Consider the following 17,843-nt stretch of genomic DNA (forward strand, 5'->3'; position numbering starts at 1 on the left):
TCGACCTTAGTCAACAGCATTTAAACGGCGTTTCACGCTCCGCCACGGCTGCCGTGGTTGTCACTCAGCGCTATGCTTCCCCGGTTGCAGAATCGGGTACCCCCGCCCGCGCTCTGCTTACTCGATCCTTGGGCGCACTCGTGCCCACCGGCTGGAGGTTACGTTGACCGACGATGTCCTGATCGTGCACGGCGGTACGCCGCTGCAGGGGCAGATCCGGGTCCGTGGCGCCAAAAATCTCGTCTCCAAGGCCATGGTCGCCGCTCTGCTCGGTGAGTCACCCAGCCGCCTCTTCGACGTTCCGCGGATCCGTGACGTGGAGGTGGTCAGCGGGCTGCTCGAACTGCACGGTGTGAAGGTCACCGCCGGCGTCGAGGACGGCGAGCTGGTGATGGACCCCACCAACGTGGAGAGCGCCAGCACCGACGAGATCAACGTGCACGCGGGCTCGAGCCGGATTCCGATCCTGCTCTGCGGCCCGTTGCTGCACCGCCTCGGCCACGCGTTCATCCCGGATCTGGGCGGCTGCCACATCGGCCCCCGCCCGATCGACTTCCACATCAAGGCGCTGCGCGAGTTCGGCGCGGTCGTCGACAAGACGCCCGAGGGCATGCACCTGAGTGCCCCGAACGGCCTGCACGGCGCCAAGCTGGAACTGCCGTACCCGAGCGTCGGCGCCACCGAGCAGGTGCTGCTCACCGCGGTCCGCGCGGAGGGCGTCACCGAGCTGCGCAACGCGGCCATCGAGCCGGAGATCATGGACCTCATCTGCATCCTGCAGAAGATGGGCGCGATCATCACGGTGCACACCGACCGGGTCATCGAGATCCAGGGCGTCCCCCGGCTGTACGGCTACGAGCACAAGCCGATCCCGGACCGGATCGAGGCCGCCAGCTGGGCGGCGGCCGCGCTCGCCACCCGTGGCGAGATCGAGGTGCTGGGCGCCCGCCAGGCCGACATGATGACGTTCCTGAACGTCTTCCGGTCCATCGGCGGCGAGCTGAAGATCACCGACGACCGGGTGGCCCGCAACGGTGTGAGCGGCGCCCAGGGCGGCATCAAGTTCTGGCACCCGGGCGGCGAGCTGAAAGCCGTCGCGCTGGAGACCGACGTGCACCCCGGTTTCATGACCGACTGGCAGCAGCCCCTGGTCGTCGCCCTGACCCAGGCACGCGGCATCTCGATCATGCACGAGACGGTGTACGAGCAGCGGCTCGGCTACACCGAGGCGCTGAACCAGATGGGCGCCACCATCCAGGTCTACCGGGACTGCCTGGGCGGCACCCCGTGCCGGTTCGGCCGCCGCAACTTCATGCACTCCGCGGTGATCGCCGGCCCGTCCAAGCTGCACGCCGCCGATCTGGTCATCCCCGACCTGCGGGCCGGTTTCGCGCACCTGATCGCGGCTCTGGCCGCCGAGGGCACCTCGCGGGTCTACGGGGTGGAGCTGATCAAGCGCGGCTACGAGGACTTCGAAGGCAAGCTGGCCGCTCTCGGCGCCCACGTCGAACGTCCCTGATCCTGCTCTGATCCTGCTCTGATCTGCGATTTAGTCACGATCAACGGCGCGGTGTGTGACACACCGCGCCGTTTGGCTACGCTTCTGACGTGTCCCCGCTGTTTCGCCGCAAGTCAGCCGACGTCGCCTCCGCTCCCGAGGAGCAGGCGGTGATCGCCGCCGAGCCTCGCCCCAAGGGCTACACCCCCAGCAAGAAAGAGCTGGGTGTGGTCACGCCGAAACGGACCGCCCAGGGCCGCCGGGTGCAGGATCCCGCGCCGGCCAACCGCAAAGAGGCCTACAAGCAGCTCCGTGAGCGGCAGCGGGCCGAGCGGGCCGAGGCGTCCGAGGGCATGCGCAACGGTGACGAGCGTTACCTTCTCGCCCGCGACCGGGGCCCGGAGCGGTCCCTGGTCCGTGACATCGTCGACTCCCGCCGCACCGCCGGGTCCTACTTCATCGGTGGCGCGGTCGTCGTGCTGATCGGCTCCTCGGTCGCGATCCCGATCGTGCGGACCGCCAGCAACGTGCTCTGGGCCGGCCTGGCGCTGGCCGTCCTCATCGACAGCGTCTTCATCAGCCGCCGCATCAAGAAGCAGATCACCGCCCGCTTCCCGGACACGACGCAGAAGCTGGGATCGCTCTACTTCTACGGGATCATGCGCGGCCTGACCTTCCGCCGCATGCGGGTCCCCAAGCCGAAGGTCGAGCTCGGCGCCACCGTCTGACCCGGCCGCGACAAAGAGCGTGTGAAGGTCGAGGCGCGGATCGCGCCCGAGCCTCACACGCTCTTCCGTTATGCGACGCCGGCCAGGCGGAGCAGGCCCGCCACCGCGGCGGCGGCCAGCACGACCACGACGAACGGGGCCTTCTGCCAGGCCAGCAGGCCGCCGACCAGCACGCCGGCCGGGCGGGCGAGGCCGGCGAACTCGCTGCCGGCCATCAGCGCGGCCGTACCGGCCAGCGCCGTCAGCAGCGCGGTCGCCGCCATCGGCAGCATCCGCTGCAACGAGTCGGAGAGTTCCAGGCGGTCGCGCAGGAGCACGCCGCTGAGCCGGAAGGCGTAGGTGCCCACGGCCAGTGCCACGATCGCGGCGATCAGCATGACGCCTCCTTCGGCTCGGTCGTCTTCTCGACCTGGTCAGCGGCTTCGGGGGTCGACGGCGGAGCCGGGTCTCGGCGAGCCGGGTCTCGGCGAGCCGGGTCTCGGCGAGCCGGGTCTCGGCGAGCCGGGCGCAGGAGCACCAGCAGGCCGAGCAGGGCGCACATGACCGGGAGGCCGGCAGGCAGCACCGGGGTGAGCAGCACCGCCACGGCCGCGCCGGTCAGGGCGACGAGCCGGGTGCCGCGGTCGCGCAGGGACGGCAGGATCAGGGCGATCAGGCCGGCCGGAAAGGCGGCGTCGAGGCCGAGCGCGTCCGGGTCGCCGGTGGCCCCGCCGAGCAGCACACCGAGGACTACTCCGGTGTTCCAGGTCACGAAGATGGTGGCGCCGACCAGCCAGTAGACGCGGCGACGGGCGGCGGGCGACGACTCGGCGAGGGCGAAGGCGACGGTTTCGTCGGTCATCAGGTGGCTGCCGACGAGACGGTCCCGCCAGCGGGCGCCGAGGGTGTCGGCCACGGCCAGGCCGAACGGCAGGTGCCGGGCGTTGAGCAGGAGGCCGGCGACGACGGCGGCGATCGGGTTGCCGGCCGCCAGCAGGCCGACCGCCAGGAACTGGGCGCCACCGGCGAAGATCAGCACCGACATGACGACCGGGACCCAGGCGGGTAGGCCGTACGCGATGGTGATGGCGCCGAAGGACGCGCCGACCGCGAGCGTGGCGGCGGCCAGTGCCCCGATGTCACGGGGCCGAGCCTTCGTTCGATATAACGTCCCCATAGTTCGAAATATTGAACGCACTCAGCGGTGTTCGTCAAACCGAACAACCTGATCGATGGAGCGAACATGCATCAGCCGGCACCGCCGCTGGCCGTCATCGCCGCAGCCGTGCGCCGCGAGCGCGACCGGGCCGGGCTGTCCCTGACCGAGCTGGCCCGGCGGGCCGGACTGGCCAAGTCGACGCTCTCCCAACTGGAGTCCGGTACCGGCAACCCGAGCATCGAGACGTTGTGGGCGCTCGGCGTCGCGCTCGGCGTCCCGTTCAGCCGGCTGGTCGAGCCGCCGCCGTCCCCGGTCCGGGTCGTGCGGGCCGGCAGCAGCCCGCGGGTGCGCGCCGAGGGCGCCGACTTCTACGGCACGCTGCTGTCAGCGGGAGCGCCGCACACCCGGCGCGACATCTACGTCCTGGAACTGGAGCCGGGCGCCCGACGCGACGCCCAGCCGCACATCCCGGGCAGCGTCGAGCACATGATGGTGTCCGCCGGCCGGATCAGGACCGGCCCGGTCGACGAACTGGTCGAGGTCGGGCCCGGCGACTATGTGACCTTCCCCGGTGACGTGCCGCACAGCTACGAGGCGCTGGAGCCCGGCTCCTGGGCGATCCTGGTCATGGAACACCGCTAAGCAGTGCACCCAGCGACGCCGCCGTCCCATTCCAATCTTGTGGAGTTCCACGATGGCGGTGCGCAGCAAAACGACAAGATCGCGGAATGTGTCTAGCGTTCGGCGTACAGCCGCGCCACCACGTCCTCGATGTCCGGTTCGACCACCGACAGGTCACGCACGGGCACGGCAGCGACCAGCCCGGCGACCGCGACGCCGGCCGTCGTGGAGTCCAGCGTGAAGGTCACCCGGTGACCATTGGCGGTCACGGCGGTGAGATCCGCGCCGGGCAGCGCGAACCCGTCCGGCAGTGGCTTCTCCAGGTCGGCGACGAGGGTGCGGCGGGAGCCGTACCGGGTGTGCAGAGCCTCGATGCTGCCGTCGTGCACCACCCGGCCGTGGTCGATCACCACCAGCCGCTCGCAGAGACGCTCGATGTCGGCCAGGTCGTGCGTGGTCAGCACCAGCGTCACGTCACCGGTCGCGCCCAGCTCCGCCAGGAACGACCGGACCGCCTGCTTGCTCACCACGTCCAGGCCGATCGTCGGCTCGTCCAGGAACAGCACCTCCGGGCCGTGCAGCAGGGCGGCGGTCAGCTCGCCGCGCATCCGCTGCCCCAGCGACAGCTGCCGGACCGGGGTGTCCAGGAACTCGTCGAGGTCGAGCAGATCGCGGCAGCGCTTCAGCCTGGACGCGTGGTCGGCGGCCGGCACCCGGTAGATGTGCCGGAGCAACTGGAACGACTCCCGCAACGGCAGGTCCCACCAGAGCTGCGAGCGCTGACCGAAGACCACGCCGATCCGCAGCGCCAGCTTCGTGCGCTGCGGGACGGGGGTCAGGCCGCACACCGACACCTCACCCGACGAGGGCGTCAGCACACCGGTGAGCATCTTCAGGGTCGTCGACTTGCCGGCGCCGTTCGGGCCGATGTAGCCGACCATCTCGCCACGATCGATGGTGAGGCTCACACCGTCCACGGCCGCGACAGTTCGCTTCTTTCGCCGGAAACGGCTCGCTTTCACCCGTACCGTGAAGTCTTTTCTGAGATCTTTCATTTTGATCATGAGCCGGTGCTCCGATATTGGCGGATGCCGGCTCGCCAGACGCCGGCGGCGATCGCCGCCGCGACGGCCGCGACCAGCGGGGACAGGAATCCGGCCCAGGCCGGCAGGCCGAGCGGATCGGGGCGGCCGAGCAGCGCCAGCGCCGGCTGGTAGGCGACGAACCCGAACCCGAGGGCGTACGCGAACAGGTTGCGGAACCAACCGCCGTAAACCGAGATGGGGTACGAGGTGAAGTCACGCCCGCCATAGGTGAACGCCGCCCCGATCTCCCCGGAGTCCACCCACCAGAACGCCAGGCTCGCGCTGAGCACGAAGATCGACCCGAAGAAGACCGTCGCCGCCAGCGGGGTCAGCACCACCAGCAGCACCCGCGCCGCCGTCCAGTCGATGTCGTTGGCGGCGACGGCCAGGCCCAGCACGACGAACCCGAACACCACCCGCAGCGCCTTACGGACCGGGATGTCCATCAGCAGCAGCTGCGGCAGCGCCGCCAGCGGCCGGACCAGCACCGCGTCCAGAGTGCCGGCCCGCACGTAGTTCTTGAGCCGGTCCACGTTGCCGACCAGGAAGTCGGCCAGCGCGAACCCGGCCGAACTCAGCCCGACGATCAGCACCGCCTCGCGCAGCGAGAACCCGCCGACCGCCGGCGTGGCCCGGAACAGCACCAGCACCGTCAGCACGTCGAAGACGGTCGCGCCCACATTGCCGAACAGTTCGACCATGAACGAGACGCGGTAGGCCACCGCCGACCGGAACTGGGCGGCCGCCAGAGCGGAATAGGGACGCCAGTCACCCACCCTGCACCACCAGGCGCCGCTCGGCCCGCCGCTGCACCAGCGCGGCCAGCGCCAGGATCAGCACCGCCCACCCCACCTGCACCGCCACCAGGCCGGCCTGCAACGCCGGGCCGTCCCGCTCGGCGATCACGTCCAACGGCGTCTGCAACAGGCTCGGCAGCGGCGTCGCCGCCCACAGGACCACCACGAACTCGGCCGGGAGAAGGCGCAACGGGAAATAGAGGCCGCCCAGCACCCCCGAGCCGAGAGTCCACAACATGATCGGGCCGCGGGCGTCCTGCAGCCAGTACGCGGACGCGTTCACCACGTACCGGCAGCCGAAACAGATGATCACCGCGAGCAGCACGGACAGCGCGAACAACGGGACCGTCTGCCAGCGCTGCGGCGTGTGCAACGGGAAGAACAGCGCGCCGGCCAGCAGTGGCGGGGCGAACCTGGTGAGCATGGCGTAGAGCGCCCGGCCCAGATCGGCGGCCAGATAGCCGGTCACCGGGCCGATCGGACGTAACAGGTCGGCCGCGATGTCACCACTACGGATCCGATCGGCGAGTTCCGTCCAACCCCAGATACCAATGACACTGAGTAGACCTTGACCGACCCAGACGTAGGTGGCCAGCTGCTCGGCGCCGTACCCCGCCGGCCGTTGCCCGACAGCCTCGGCGGCCACCGCCAGCAGCACGTAACAGCGGAGGAAGCCGAACACGATGTTGGTGAACGTTCCGGCTATGGTGGCTTGGCGGTAGGTCGAGTATCGCCGGAAACCCGACCCGATCAGCGCGCCGAAAGTTGTGACCCAGGCGCGGAACGGACCTATTCGAGAGATCGTCGGCACGCTGGCGTCTCGCTGGTCCACGCCGTTAATCTCCTTTCGAATCCCCGCAACGGAGCCGGGTGACTCTACGCGGGGTCCCCGGGCCGGCGCGGCTCATTTTCTGACAGGTGGAGTTCGCCGTGACGGAGCGTTGCCATTCGACGGGCCACCCGTGGGGCGCCCGGTGAACGGCTGGAGCTCCCGGCCGGGCGACAACTGGGACGACGAGCCCGCCTGGGTCTACGAGATCACCTGGGAGTGGGAGCCGGTCCCCGGCCAGCGCTATCCCGGCGATCCCGGCCTCCGCAAGGCCGTGCACACGCCGGTCTACGAGGCCTCGCGCGGCGTCTCCGCGCCCGCCAGCTCGGCCCCGGTGAGCCCCTCCGGGCGCGCCGCGGTCCCGGCCTCCGCACCCCCCGATCAAAATCAGTCACGGTACGAGGAAACGCGCTCTGAACAGCGCGGGCCCGCCCCCGCACCGCAGCCGCCGCGAGACGAACCCTCCTGGAACCGGCCGGGCAACCTGCACAGCCAGATGCCGGGCGGCGCCCCGGACCAGCGGCGCGCGTCCGCGCCCCTCTACGGCCGTGCCGCCGGCGACCAGCCCCGCCCTGGGGGCGGCCCCGAAGGGCCACACCGGTCCGGGGCGCCCGGGCAGACGCCGATTCCCGTCCATCCCGGCCACCCGATGTCGTCCACGCCGGTCTCCCCCGGACACGGCGGACGGCCCCCGGCAGGACGTCCCCCGCAGCAGCAGGCTCCCTCCGGCGCGCCCGGCGGGCCAGGGTGGAGTCGCGGCCCGCAGCAGCCCGGCGGATTCGGCAACCGGCCGGTCTCCCCCGGGGCGGCGGCCGGACGCGGCGCTCAGGGTCCCGGCGCTCAGGGACCCGGCGCTCAGGGACCCGGCGCTCAGGGACCCGGCGCTCAGGGACCCGGCGCTCAGGGACCCGGCCAAGGTCCGGGCAGCCACCCGGACGGCCACGCTCCGCATGGCGGGCCGGGGCCTCGTGGTGGCGCGATGCCGCCCGGCGGCTCCTCCGGCGGCCCGGCGGGTCACGGCCAGTTCGGCGGCCCGGCTCAGTTCGGCGCAGCCGGGGCCCAAGGGCGTCCGGCACCGCACGGAGGGCCGGTTTCCGGTGGGCCGGGCGGCCCCGGGCGGCACGAGGGCGTGCCTGGCCGGCACGAAGGACATCCCGGGCGTCACGAGCAGGGCGCCCCGGGTCGCTCCGGTGGCCCGGCCGCTTCGGGCGGGTACGTGCCCGGCCGGTCCGTGCCCGAGCAGGACCCCGCCTATCAGGGCCGTCGTCACGCTCCCGAGCAGCAGGCTCCCCGCCAGGGCGGGGAGACACGCCCGGTTTCGGGACCGGCGGCACCGCAGGGACAGTCCTACGGCACCGCTCGCCCGGCACCGGCCACCGCCTTCCCGGCCTACCCCGAAGACCGCCGCGCGGCCCGCGACGGCCGCGTCCCGGACGCTCCGTTCGACCTGCGGCCGGCACCTCAGGACCGGAACTCGCCGGCGCCGTCACGCCCGGCCGCACAGCCGACCCGGGTCACACCGCAGCAGCCGGTCATGCCACCCGCCGCGGTCTACCCGGGCGTGCCCGGCCAGGCCCCGGGTCCGGCCATGCCCGCACAGGGCCGTGGCATGCCCGGTGGCGCCGCGCCCGTCTCCGGACCGGTCCCGCCGCTCGCCGCGGGCTCCCGGGAGGCCCCGGCGGGCGGGCGCGTCCCCGGCTACGCCGCCCCGGCAGCGTCCGGCCACATCGCGCCGGTCTCCGGCCCGGCGACTCAGGCCGACCAGGTCGCACCCGGCCAGCAGTCGCCGGAAACCACCCAGGCGCTGGAGGTGCCCGGCCCGGCCCGGCGTGCCACGAATCCGCCACACGTCACCGCGGGCCCGGACCGGTATCCGCCGATGGAGGCCAGGCAGTCGACGGCCGCACCGTCCTCCGGACCGGGCGTGTCATTCCCGCACGGCCGGATCTCCGCCGAGGACGGCGTTCCCGGCGGACACCACTACGACGAGGAACAGGACCCGACACGGCCGCTGGACCGCCGGCGGCTCGGCCATGCCGCGCCGCCGCACGGGCATCCGGACTCCGCCACGCACCCCGACGACCCGACACGGCCGTTCGGTTTGCGGCGGTCCGGCCCGGCCGGTGAACGCCCTCAGACGACCGGCCCACGGCCGGGCGTCCCCGCGGAGAGCCGCACCCCGGTGGACGATCCGCGTCAGCCCGGCACGCCCGCCTCCGGGATCCCCGCGGACGAGCGCACCCAGGCAGTCGACCCTCGCCGGACGGGTGGGCCCATCCCCAGGCCGTACGGCGCGGAACGCACCGCATCGATCGACCCGCGCCTGCCGGGTGCGCCCGTTACAGGCATGCACGCTGCGGCCGGGCACCTCTCCGAGGTGGACGACCGTGGCTTTGCGGTGGAGCCGCGCCAGGACGGGACGGGCTCTCCAGACCGAACCGGTCGGCACATCGAAGCCGACGGCTCACGTGAGGCGGGTGGCTGGACGCCCGGGCTGGACGACAGTTCCGGGACGCCTTCGGAAGCTATGGCGTACGGCATGGAGCCCGCGACCGCGCCGGTGACCGGGCCCCCGGCCACGGCCGGGCCCGCCGACGCCTCCGACAACGAGCCGGAGACCCACGGTCTCGGATGGCTGCTGTCGATGAGTGGGCTCGGAGCCACCACCCCGGTTCCCGAGGCCGAACCGGCCGCGCCGTCCGCGGCGGCCTCCGTTCCCGAGGTCCGGCCGCTGGGCTGGTTCGCACCGGCCGACCCGGACGAGACTCTTCCTGAGCCGGACGACACCCTGCCGGAGGCAGACGCCTCCCTCAGGGCAGACCTCACCTCCCCCGAGAGCGGCACGGCACCGGCGCAGGCCGAGCACGACACCGTTCGCACGCACTCCGCATCGTCTGAGGGCCGCGCCGAGGAAACTGACTCGGCATCGGGCGGAGGCCTTCTTACGGGGAGAGGGCCCGCGAGGGATGTTCCGGCGCCGCCGGGGCTCATTCCGTCCACGCCGGAGTCGGTCTTCGGTGTGGACGAAGGGGATGCTCTCCAGGCCGAGGCGTCACACCCCGCTGAGCGGGCTGACGCCGAACACGCCGCCGAGCTCGCGGAAGCCGCATACGTCGCTGAGCACGTTGAGGCGGAACACGCCGCTGGGCAGGCTGACGCCGAACACGCCGCTGAGCACGCTCCGGCTACTGAGACAGTGCTCTCGCACAGCGAGCAGGATGTTGCCGCCGACGCGCCGCAGACTTGGCCTGCCGGCTCGGACGGAAGCGCGGTCGCAGGCCAGGCTGAGAACATCGGCGTTCGCTATGACGAGGCGGACTTGTCCGCTGCTGAGGGGACCGTCGACGAGCGCGAGACCGTCGGGCACGCGACCGCCGGGAGCGCCGAGACCGAGGTCGTCGACGCTGAGATTGTCGATGCTGAGATTGTCGACGGCGAGGTCGTCGACGCTGAAGCTATCGACGGGGAGATCGTCGAAGCCGAAGTTGTCGACGCGGAGGCCGACGCTGAAGTCATCGACGCGGAGGCCACCGACGCGGAAGCTGTCGATGCTGGAGCTGTCGATGCTCAGGTCGCCGACGCTGAAACTGTCGACACCGACACCGACACCGGCACCGACGTTGTGCAGGAGAGTGCTCCGGGCGCGGACGCCGCGGCCGATCAGGCGGCGTCGGGCGGGCCGGTTGCCGAGTGGGGGAACTCCGGGCTCGATGAGGACAGCGTCCTCACACGGACGATCCAGATCTCTCCGGTGAGTGCGCCGCCGGCCGACGACGTGGCGCGGGACGCGGTCACCGGCGGTACCGGCGAATTCAGGGCCGAGGATGTGCACTCGGAGGCCGGATATGGCGACACCACCGGGAACGCGGCCGCCGGGACGACAGCGGTTGAACCGGTCGCCGAAGAGGCGCCCGCACCGGCCGCCGACAGCGGGGTCGAGACGCCCGCACCGGTGGCCGCAGACAGCATGGCCGAAGTGCCCGCACCGGTCGCCGCCGACAGCACGGTCGAGGCGGCGGTGGGAGACACCGCGATCGAGGCGGCTGCGGGCGAGACGGTGGTTGAACCCACTCTGGCCGAAACGGCCGCTGAGTCCGGTCAGGATGTCGTCCCCGGCGAGAATTCCGAGTCAGGTGTGGCCGGTGAGGACTCGGCGTCCGTGGATTCGGACGCCGAGCATGCCGTGGCTGAGCCGGACCGGGCGGAGGCCGAGTACGAGGCGGAGGCCGAGTATCAGGAGGAGGCCTCCGCGACTGCACACGTTGAGGACGTCGTCGCCGGGGACGCTGAGGACGAGCCCGTTGCGGCTTCGGATGAGGCCGGGATCGTCGCGGGCGCTGCCGCGGTGGGCACCGATGCCGACAGTTCAGAGGGACCAGAGGGAGAATCCGAGCCGGGTACCGCAGGTGGCTCCGGGTCGAAGGGCGATGGCACGGCCGACGCGCTGACGGCCGAAGTCGCCGCACCGGACGAGGCGCTGACGGTCGAAGTCGCCGCACCGGACGAGGCGCTGACGGCCTCGGAGGGCGACGGCACGATGGCGTTGCCGCAAGCGAACGAACCGGCGGAGACACCGCAAGCCGACAAGACGGCGACGACACCACAAACCAGCGAACCGGCGGAGACACCGCAAGCCGAGGACGCGGTGCTGAGCCCTGCGGTCCTCGACGCGGCGGCGCCGGAGAAGGCAGCCGGGGAGGTTGACTCTGCGGGCGCCGGGAGCGGCGAATATGTCGCGAGGGCTCGTGAGGGCGGTGCTTCGGACGTACCACCGCAAGGGTTGACGCCGGAGGCTGAGAGCGGAGGCGCGGCGGCGACGTCCGGGGAGGCCGGGCCGCGGAAGGCCGTGCCGGAGGCGAGGCTGCCGGAGGCGAGGCTGCCGGAGGCGAAGGTCGAGCCGGTGCGACAGCGCCGGGACCAGCGGGCGCCGGCGGACCGGCGGCGAGCCGACCCGGAGCAGATTCTGGCGGCGTATCCGTGGGCCTACGATCCGCGGACGCTGCGGGAACAGGTCGATGAGCCGGACCGGCTGTGGGATGTGGCCGACCGGCTGACCGACCGGCTGGAGTTCGCCGAGCGGGACAACGTCCGGGCGGGGCTGCTGAGCCTGCGTGCGGTGGTGCACCGGATCCTCGGTGAGCTGGATGACGCGCTCGCCGACGGGCGGGAGGCGCTGCGGCACGCCGAGACCGGCGGGGACCTGCGAACCGTGGCGGTCGTACGGGCGCGGCTCGCGCACGTGCTGCAGTGGCGTGGCGACTTCGACGAGGCGGACCGGCTGTACGCGCGGACCGATTCGGTGGAGTTGCCGGCCCGGCTGCGGGCGGAGATCATCGAGTTGGCCGGGCGGTCGGCGTTCGAGCAGGGGCGGTACCTGGAGGCCGTCAACCACTTCGAGCGGGCGCTGGGCGTGCGCCGGGGTGAGGATCCGGACCTGGTGGAGCGGATCGAGCTGGCGCTCGACGCGATCAGCCGGCGGTCGTCCGACGGCTGGGGCCCCTACCCGCGTGGGCGGGACGAGTTGCTCGGGCTGCCGGAGGCTCCGGTTCCGCTCCTCGACGACGGGGCGGGGCTGTGGGGTTACGCCGCCGCGGTCGAACCCCGCTATGCGGAGGCGCAGCCGTTCGCCGAGGGTGTGGCGTGGGTGCGGCGGCCCGCCTCGTCGGCCTGGGAGCTGATCGATCAGCACGGTGAGCTGGTCATTCCGTCCGCGCACGGCTATCTCGGGGCGGTCCGGTTCGCCGAGGGCCTGGCGTGGGTGACGCGCGAGGAGGACGGCGGCTGGTTCGCGATCGACCGGCAGAACCAGCTGATCGTGCCGGCCGGCGGGTTCGAGGAGGCACGGCCGTTCCGGAGCGGGCTGGCCCTGGTGCGGCAGGGCGGCGTCTGGGGTGCGGTCGACCGGCAGGGGCGGATCGTGGTGGAGCCGCGGTTCCGGCGGTTCGCGACGGTGCTGCACCTCGGCGGGGCGGTGGACGGGTTCACCGACGAGGGCCTGGCCGTGGTCGACGAGGGTGACCGCTTCGGTGTCCTCGACCGGACCGGGCAGCCGGTGGTCGCGGCGGTGCACGCCGCCGTGGTGATCCACCCGTCGGCGTTCCTGGTGCGTGACGCGGCGGGGCTGTGGGGCGCGCTGAACCGTGACGGCGAGCCGCTGGTCGACGTGGCCCACCGTGACGTCGCATCCGTGGTGGACCTGCTGCCCGCGGAATCCCGCCCGGTCCTTTAGGTCCGGTTAGGGTCGAGTGATGGAGTTTCGTCATCTCGGCCGTTCCGGCCTGCTGGTCAGCGAGATCGCCTACGGCAACTGGATCACCCACGGGTCCCAGGTGGAGGAGGAGGCCGCCGCGGCGTGCGTGCGCGCGGCCCTCGACTCCGGCATCACCACGTTCGACACCGCCGACGTGTACGCGGGGACCCGCGCCGAGGAGGTGCTGGGCCGGGCGCTGAAAGGTGAGCGCCGCGAAGGGCTGGAGATCTTCACGAAGGTCTTCTGGCGCACCGGTCCCGGGCCGAACGACAGCGGCCTCTCCCGCAAGCACATCATGGAGTCGATCGACGGCTCGCTGCGCCGGCTCGGCACCGAATACGTCGACCTCTACCAGGCCCACCGGTACGACCACCACACTCCGCTCGAGGAGACGATGGAGGCGTTCGCCGACGTGGTGCACCGGGGCAAGGCGCACTACATCGGCGTGTCGGAGTGGACCGCCGCGCAGCTGCGGGCGGCGAAACCGCTCGCCGACGACCTGCGGATCCGGCTGGTGTCGAACCAGCCGCAGTACTCGATGCTGTGGCGGGTGATCGAGGCCGAGGTGGTGCCGGCGTCGCACGAGCTGGGCCTCGGGCAGATCGTCTGGTCGCCGCTCGCCCAGGGTGTGCTGACCGGGAAGTACCGGGCCGGGGAGCAGCCGCCGGCCGAGTCTCGGGCCACCGACGACAAGTCGGGGGCCGGGTTCATCGCCCGCTGGCTCTCCGACGACGTGCTGAACGCGGTGGCCCGGCTGCGGCCGCTGGCCGAGCAGGCCGGGCTGACGATGGCGCAGCTGGCGGTGGCGTGGGTGCTGCAGAACCCGAACGTGTCGGCGGCGATCATCGGCGCGTCGCGGCCCGAGCAGGTCCGGGACAACGTCAAGGCGGCCGGGGTGAGACTGGACGACGGCCTGCTGAAGGCGATCGACGAGATCGTGGATCCGGTCGTGACCCGCGACCCGTCGCTCACCTCCAGCCCGGCGTCGCGTCCCTAGCGTTCGCCGCCGGTGGGACGGCCCCGAAGCGGCCGTCTCACCGGTTACCAGGCGAGCCCCGCCCAGCGGGCGGGGCCGGCGAGGTCAGTTGCTCCAGAACCGCATCAGTTCGTAACCGCCGGCGTAGAGCCACGTCGGCACCCCGATCAGTCCGGACAGCCAGTTCACCGCGCTGAAGAACCAGTCACCCACCTGGGTCTGCCAGAGCAGCAGGAAGAGCACCAGGAAGCCCCACGGGCCGACCATGTCCCATGCGCGCTGATAGGCCGGGCTGAACCACGGGCGGAGGATGCCGCCGCCGTCCAGCCCCGGGATCGGCAGGAAGTTGAGCACGCTCGCGGTGATCTGCAGGAATGCCAGCAACGCGAGAGCGGCCCAGAACTCCAGGTGGCCGCCGCCGCTGGAGATCACATAGCGGCCGGTGACGTCCTGCGCGACCTCGGGCGCCATGCCGATCAGGAACGGCACCGCCAGGATCAGCGCCAGCACCACATTGGTGAGCGGGCCGGCCGCGCTGATCAGCGAGTTCTTCAGTTTGCTGCCGATGTGGCGGTGGTCGATCCAGACCGCGCCACCGGGCAGGCCGATACCGCCGAGGATGACCACGATCACCGGAAGCACGATCGACATCAGCGGGTGGGTGTACTTCAAGGGGTTGAGGCGCAGATAACCCCGGTCGGCGACGGTCAGGTCGCCGGAGAAGTAGCCGAACACGGCGTGCGCGTACTCGTGCAGGCAGAGCGAGATCAGCCAGCCCGAGATGACGAACAGGAAGACGTCGATCCCGATGTTGCCGAAACGGGTCCACGTCATCACGCCGCTCGCCACGAAGACCGCGACGATGCCGACGAAGATCGGGCTGGGGACGAAGGCGTTTCGCGGTGTACGGGTGTAAACCGGTTCGTACGTCACGTCAATCCGCCGGCTGCAAGCTCATCTGATAGTCCACCCGGTCGTCCTCGACCAGGGTGACCGTGCCGACTCCGGCGGCCTGCAACTGCCGCCACTCCTGCCCGATCCAGGACTCGGCGTCCGCCTGGCTGCTGAACGACTCGGCCGGACCGTCGACCGGCTTGCCGTCGACGTCTTCGTACCGCCAACTCCACGGCATACAGCCGCCCCCTCACGTCATCCCTCGGTGGGCCTCCACCCTACGGCTTCCGGGTGTGCGACCCGGCTCTAAGGTACGGGGCATGTCCGAAGATCGGTGGAACACGGTTCTCGTCCTCGGCGGTATCCGCTCCGGCAAGTCCGGGTTCGCCGAGTCCCTGGTGGCCGGCGCCCCGTCGGTGCGGTACGTGGCCACCGCGGCCGGCGGTGAGGACGACCCCGAGTGGCGCGCCCGGATCGAGGCGCACCAGCGGCGGCGTCCGCAGTCCTGGACCACGGAGGAGACGGGCAGCGACCCGGCGCTGCTCATCGAGCTGCTCCGATCGGCCGAGCCGGGCGAGACCCTGCTCGTCGACGACCTGGGCGGCTGGGTGGCCGAGGTGCTGAACCCGGCCCGGCAGCCCAACGACGACGAGGCCGACGTGGCGGCGCTCAGCTCGGCCGTCCGGGAGACCGCGGCGCGGGTCGTGCTGGTCAGTCCCGAGGTCGGGTTGTCGCTGGTGCCGCTGACTCCGGTGGGCCGGGCGTTCACGGACGCCCTGGGGACCACCAACCAGGCGCTGGCCGGCGCCTGTGACGGGGTCGTCCTGGTGGTGGCCGGTCAGCCGACCTGGCTCAAGGGTTTCGCCGCGCCGATCGACGCCACACCGGCCGCGCCCGCCGTCGTCGAGGCCCTGCCGACCGCGCCCGTCGAAGCCGTCACCTCACGTCCCGTCGCCGTGCCGACCCCCGCGACTCCGGCTCCTCCGCCGCCTCCGGCGCAGCCGCCCACAGTGGTCGCGCCGCCCGCCGACGCCGAACCGGAACCGGTGCGCGCCGACGTGCTCCGCGAGTCCACGATGACCCTGCCGCTGGTCGCCTCCGGGCTCACCGAGATCCGCCCCGGCATGGACCTGCCGCTGCCCAGCGCCGACTCCGGCCCGGACGCCCGGGAACGGCTGTCCGGCTTGGACCTGCCCGGTGGTGGGCTGGGCGCGCTCGGCGAGGCGGTCGAGTTCGCGGCGGCCACCCAGAGCACCGTCACCCCGCGGGCGTGGACCGGAGCCCGGGTCGTGGTGATCGCCGGGGACCGTGCCGGTGGGGCCGTCGCCGGCACCGACAGCGCCGATGTGGAGCGCCGTATCGCCGAGGCCGAACGGGGCGCCGGGCTGCTCGGCCGGCTCGCCGGCCAGGCCGGCGCCGACATCTCGGTGCTCCGGACGGCGCGGACCGGGGCGATGGAGGACGGTCCGGTCGCCGACGAGAGCGCTGTCGAGGCCGCGCTCCGGGAGGGCTGGAAACTCGCCGACGGCGCGGCTGACGCCGGCCGTGACGTGATCGTGCTGGCCGGCATCAGCGCCGGCATCGAGGCGGCCGCGACCGCGGTGCTCGCCGCCACCACCGGCGCCGAGGCCGTCGCGACGCTGCCCCGGGCGCTGGTTCCCGGCGCCCGGTTCGACGACGCCGCCTGGATGGTCCGGTGTGCCGCCGTACGGGACGCCCTGCACCGGATCCGGCAGGAGCCGCGCGGCGCCGTCGACATCCTGCGCCAGATCGGCGGCCTGGACGTGGCGGTCGCCACCGGCCTGCTGCTCGGCGCCGCCGCCCGCCGCATTCCGGTGCTGTTGGACGGCCCGCTCGGGATCGCCGCCGGGCTCGTCGCCCGGGACCTCGCCAGCCAGACCCGGCACTGGTGCCTGCTGCCTGAGCTGGGCACGCTCGCGCTGGTGAGGCAGGGCGCGGACGTGCTCGGCCTCACGCCGGTGCTGGAGATCGGACTCGACCTGGGCGAGGGGGCGAACGCGCTGTCGGTGCTGCCGGTGCTGCGTGCCGCCGTCGGCCTGGCGTCGGCGCTGCCGGTGCACCCGGCGCTGCTGGGCGAGGTCGGCGACGACGGCCTGGACGACGGGCTCGATGGCGGGCTCGACGGGGATCTCAGCGAGTTCGCCGAGCCGGAGCCGCACGGGCCGGGCCCGGCCTCCCCGGGTGTCTGACGGCTTCCGGCTGGCGGTCACGACGCTGACCGTGCTGCCGCTGCGGGTGGGCCGGGTCGACCGGTCCACCGCCGCGGTGGCGATGGCGGTGGCGCCGGTGGTGGGGGCGCTGCTCGGGCTGCTGCTGGCCGGACTGCACGAGGGCCTGCGAGCGCTGGGGTCGCCGGCGCTGGTCGCGGCCGGGGTCACCGTCGCGGCGGGGGCGCTGCTCACCCGCGGGCTGCACCTGGACGGGCTGGCGGACACGGTGGACGCGCTCGGGTCGTACCGCTCCGGTCCCGCCGCCCTGGAGATCATGAAGAAGGCGGACATCGGGCCGTTCGGTGTGGTGGCGCTGGTCGCCACCCTGCTGATCCAGGCCGCCGCGCTCACCTCGGCGGGGCCGTGGGCCGTGGTGACCGCCTGGGCCACCGGCCGGCTCGCGGTGACCGTCGCCTGCCGCCGGGGGGTGCCGCCGGCCCGCCCGGAGGGCCTGGGCGCGATGGTCGCCTCGACCGTGCCGCTCCCGGTGGTCCTGGCGGCCGCGGCCGCCGTCGCGGCTCTCTCCCTCGCCGCGGCGCCGGGCCGCCCGTGGCAGGGTCCGGCCGCCGTCGCCACCGCCCTGTTCGCCGTGGTCCTGCTCCTGCGTCACGCGGTACGGCGATTCGGCGGCATCACCGGTGACGTGCTGGGCGCGGCCGTCGAGTGCGCGGTGACGCTCACGCTGATCGCCGTCACCCTCGCCTGACGCCGCCGCCACCCCTTCCGCCGTTTCCACCCGCGATCTTGTGGAGTTCGACGAACACGGCGCGGCCTAACTCCGCAAGATCGCGGGCGA

General features: G+C 72.5%; 14 protein-coding genes. 7 read left to right on the plus strand and 7 right to left on the minus strand.

Annotated elements, in window-relative coordinates:
* Window positions 1-91 precede the first annotated feature (91 nt).
* Together murA and QLQ12_RS05325 are read left to right on the plus strand one after the other, a co-directional pair.
* Window positions 92-1,519: a UDP-N-acetylglucosamine 1-carboxyvinyltransferase gene (gene murA / locus QLQ12_RS05320; RefSeq protein WP_282757887.1), complete on the plus strand. Its 1,428-nt coding sequence runs from the start codon at window positions 92-94 to the stop codon at window positions 1,517-1,519.
* 89 nt (window positions 1,520-1,608) lie between these two features.
* Window positions 1,609-2,226 carry a DUF3043 domain-containing protein gene (locus QLQ12_RS05325; protein WP_282757499.1) on the plus strand — a complete coding sequence of 206 codons (618 nt, stop codon included), beginning with the start codon at window positions 1,609-1,611 and terminating at the stop codon, window positions 2,224-2,226.
* 68 nt (window positions 2,227-2,294) lie between these two features.
* On the opposite strand, the gene QLQ12_RS05330 is transcribed toward QLQ12_RS05325, so the two are convergent.
* Both QLQ12_RS05330 and QLQ12_RS05335 read right to left on the minus strand, forming a co-directional pair.
* The gene (locus QLQ12_RS05330; protein ID WP_282757500.1) at window positions 2,295-2,603 is read right to left on the minus strand and encodes an AzlD domain-containing protein; all 309 of its coding nucleotides are present in this window, start codon (window positions 2,601-2,603) and stop codon (window positions 2,295-2,297) included.
* Complete coding sequence (locus QLQ12_RS05335) at window positions 2,597-3,382, minus strand: AzlC family ABC transporter permease (RefSeq protein ID WP_282757502.1); 786 nt, start codon at window positions 3,380-3,382, stop codon at window positions 2,597-2,599. Before QLQ12_RS05335 ends, QLQ12_RS05330 begins: the two co-directional genes overlap by 7 nt.
* A gap of 66 nt (window positions 3,383-3,448) precedes the next feature.
* On the opposite strand from QLQ12_RS05335, the gene QLQ12_RS05340 reads away from it, so the two are divergent.
* Complete coding sequence (locus tag QLQ12_RS05340; protein WP_282757503.1) at window positions 3,449-4,006, plus strand: helix-turn-helix domain-containing protein; 558 nt, start codon at window positions 3,449-3,451, stop codon at window positions 4,004-4,006.
* Window positions 4,007-4,098: 92 nt separating this feature from the next.
* Here the strand turns inward: QLQ12_RS05340 and QLQ12_RS05345 are convergent, their stop codons facing one another.
* Genes QLQ12_RS05345 through QLQ12_RS05355 form a run of 3 tightly spaced genes read right to left on the minus strand, consistent with a single transcriptional unit; the run spans window position 4,099 to window position 6,699 of the window.
* On the minus strand, window positions 4,099-5,049 hold the full coding sequence (locus QLQ12_RS05345) for an ABC transporter ATP-binding protein (RefSeq protein ID WP_282757504.1): 951 nt from the start codon (window positions 5,047-5,049) through the stop codon (window positions 4,099-4,101).
* A complete protein-coding gene (locus QLQ12_RS05350) occupies window positions 5,046-5,846 on the minus strand; it encodes an ABC transporter permease (RefSeq protein WP_282757505.1) in 801 nt (266 codons plus the stop codon). The genes QLQ12_RS05345 and QLQ12_RS05350 overlap by 4 nt, the downstream gene beginning before the upstream one ends.
* Complete coding sequence (locus QLQ12_RS05355) at window positions 5,839-6,699, minus strand: ABC transporter permease (RefSeq protein WP_282757506.1); 861 nt, start codon at window positions 6,697-6,699, stop codon at window positions 5,839-5,841. Before QLQ12_RS05355 ends, QLQ12_RS05350 begins: the two co-directional genes overlap by 8 nt.
* A 1,228-nt stretch (window positions 6,700-7,927) precedes the next feature.
* Here QLQ12_RS05355 and QLQ12_RS05360 point away from each other — a divergent pair.
* Window positions 7,928-12,925 (plus strand): WG repeat-containing protein, encoded by a 4,998-nt coding sequence (locus QLQ12_RS05360; RefSeq protein ID WP_282757507.1) that lies wholly within the window; start codon window positions 7,928-7,930, stop codon window positions 12,923-12,925.
* Window positions 12,926-12,944: 19 nt separating this feature from the next.
* Window positions 12,945-13,943, plus strand: a complete 999-nt coding sequence (locus tag QLQ12_RS05365) for an aldo/keto reductase family protein (RefSeq protein ID WP_282757508.1) — start codon at window positions 12,945-12,947, stop codon at window positions 13,941-13,943.
* An 84-nt stretch (window positions 13,944-14,027) separates the two neighbouring features.
* Here the strand turns inward: QLQ12_RS05365 and QLQ12_RS05370 are convergent, their stop codons facing one another.
* A complete protein-coding gene (locus QLQ12_RS05370; protein ID WP_282757509.1) occupies window positions 14,028-14,855 on the minus strand; it encodes a site-2 protease family protein in 828 nt (275 codons plus the stop codon).
* Window position 14,856: 1 nt separating this feature from the next.
* The gene (locus QLQ12_RS05375) at window positions 14,857-15,054 is read right to left on the minus strand and encodes a hypothetical protein (protein ID WP_282757510.1); all 198 of its coding nucleotides are present in this window, start codon (window positions 15,052-15,054) and stop codon (window positions 14,857-14,859) included.
* An 82-nt stretch (window positions 15,055-15,136) separates the two neighbouring features.
* On the opposite strand from QLQ12_RS05375, the gene QLQ12_RS05380 reads away from it, so the two are divergent.
* Both QLQ12_RS05380 and QLQ12_RS05385 read left to right on the plus strand, forming a co-directional pair.
* The gene (locus QLQ12_RS05380) at window positions 15,137-17,026 is read left to right on the plus strand and encodes a bifunctional adenosylcobinamide kinase/adenosylcobinamide-phosphate guanylyltransferase (RefSeq protein ID WP_282757511.1); all 1,890 of its coding nucleotides are present in this window, start codon (window positions 15,137-15,139) and stop codon (window positions 17,024-17,026) included.
* The gene (locus QLQ12_RS05385) at window positions 17,019-17,753 is read left to right on the plus strand and encodes an adenosylcobinamide-GDP ribazoletransferase (protein ID WP_282757512.1); all 735 of its coding nucleotides are present in this window, start codon (window positions 17,019-17,021) and stop codon (window positions 17,751-17,753) included. The genes QLQ12_RS05380 and QLQ12_RS05385 overlap by 8 nt, the downstream gene beginning before the upstream one ends.
* Window positions 17,754-17,843 lie beyond the last annotated feature (90 nt).

Source organism: Actinoplanes sandaracinus (assembly GCF_030009775.1).
GTDB classification, from domain to species: domain Bacteria; phylum Actinomycetota; class Actinomycetes; order Mycobacteriales; family Micromonosporaceae; genus Actinoplanes; species Actinoplanes sandaracinus.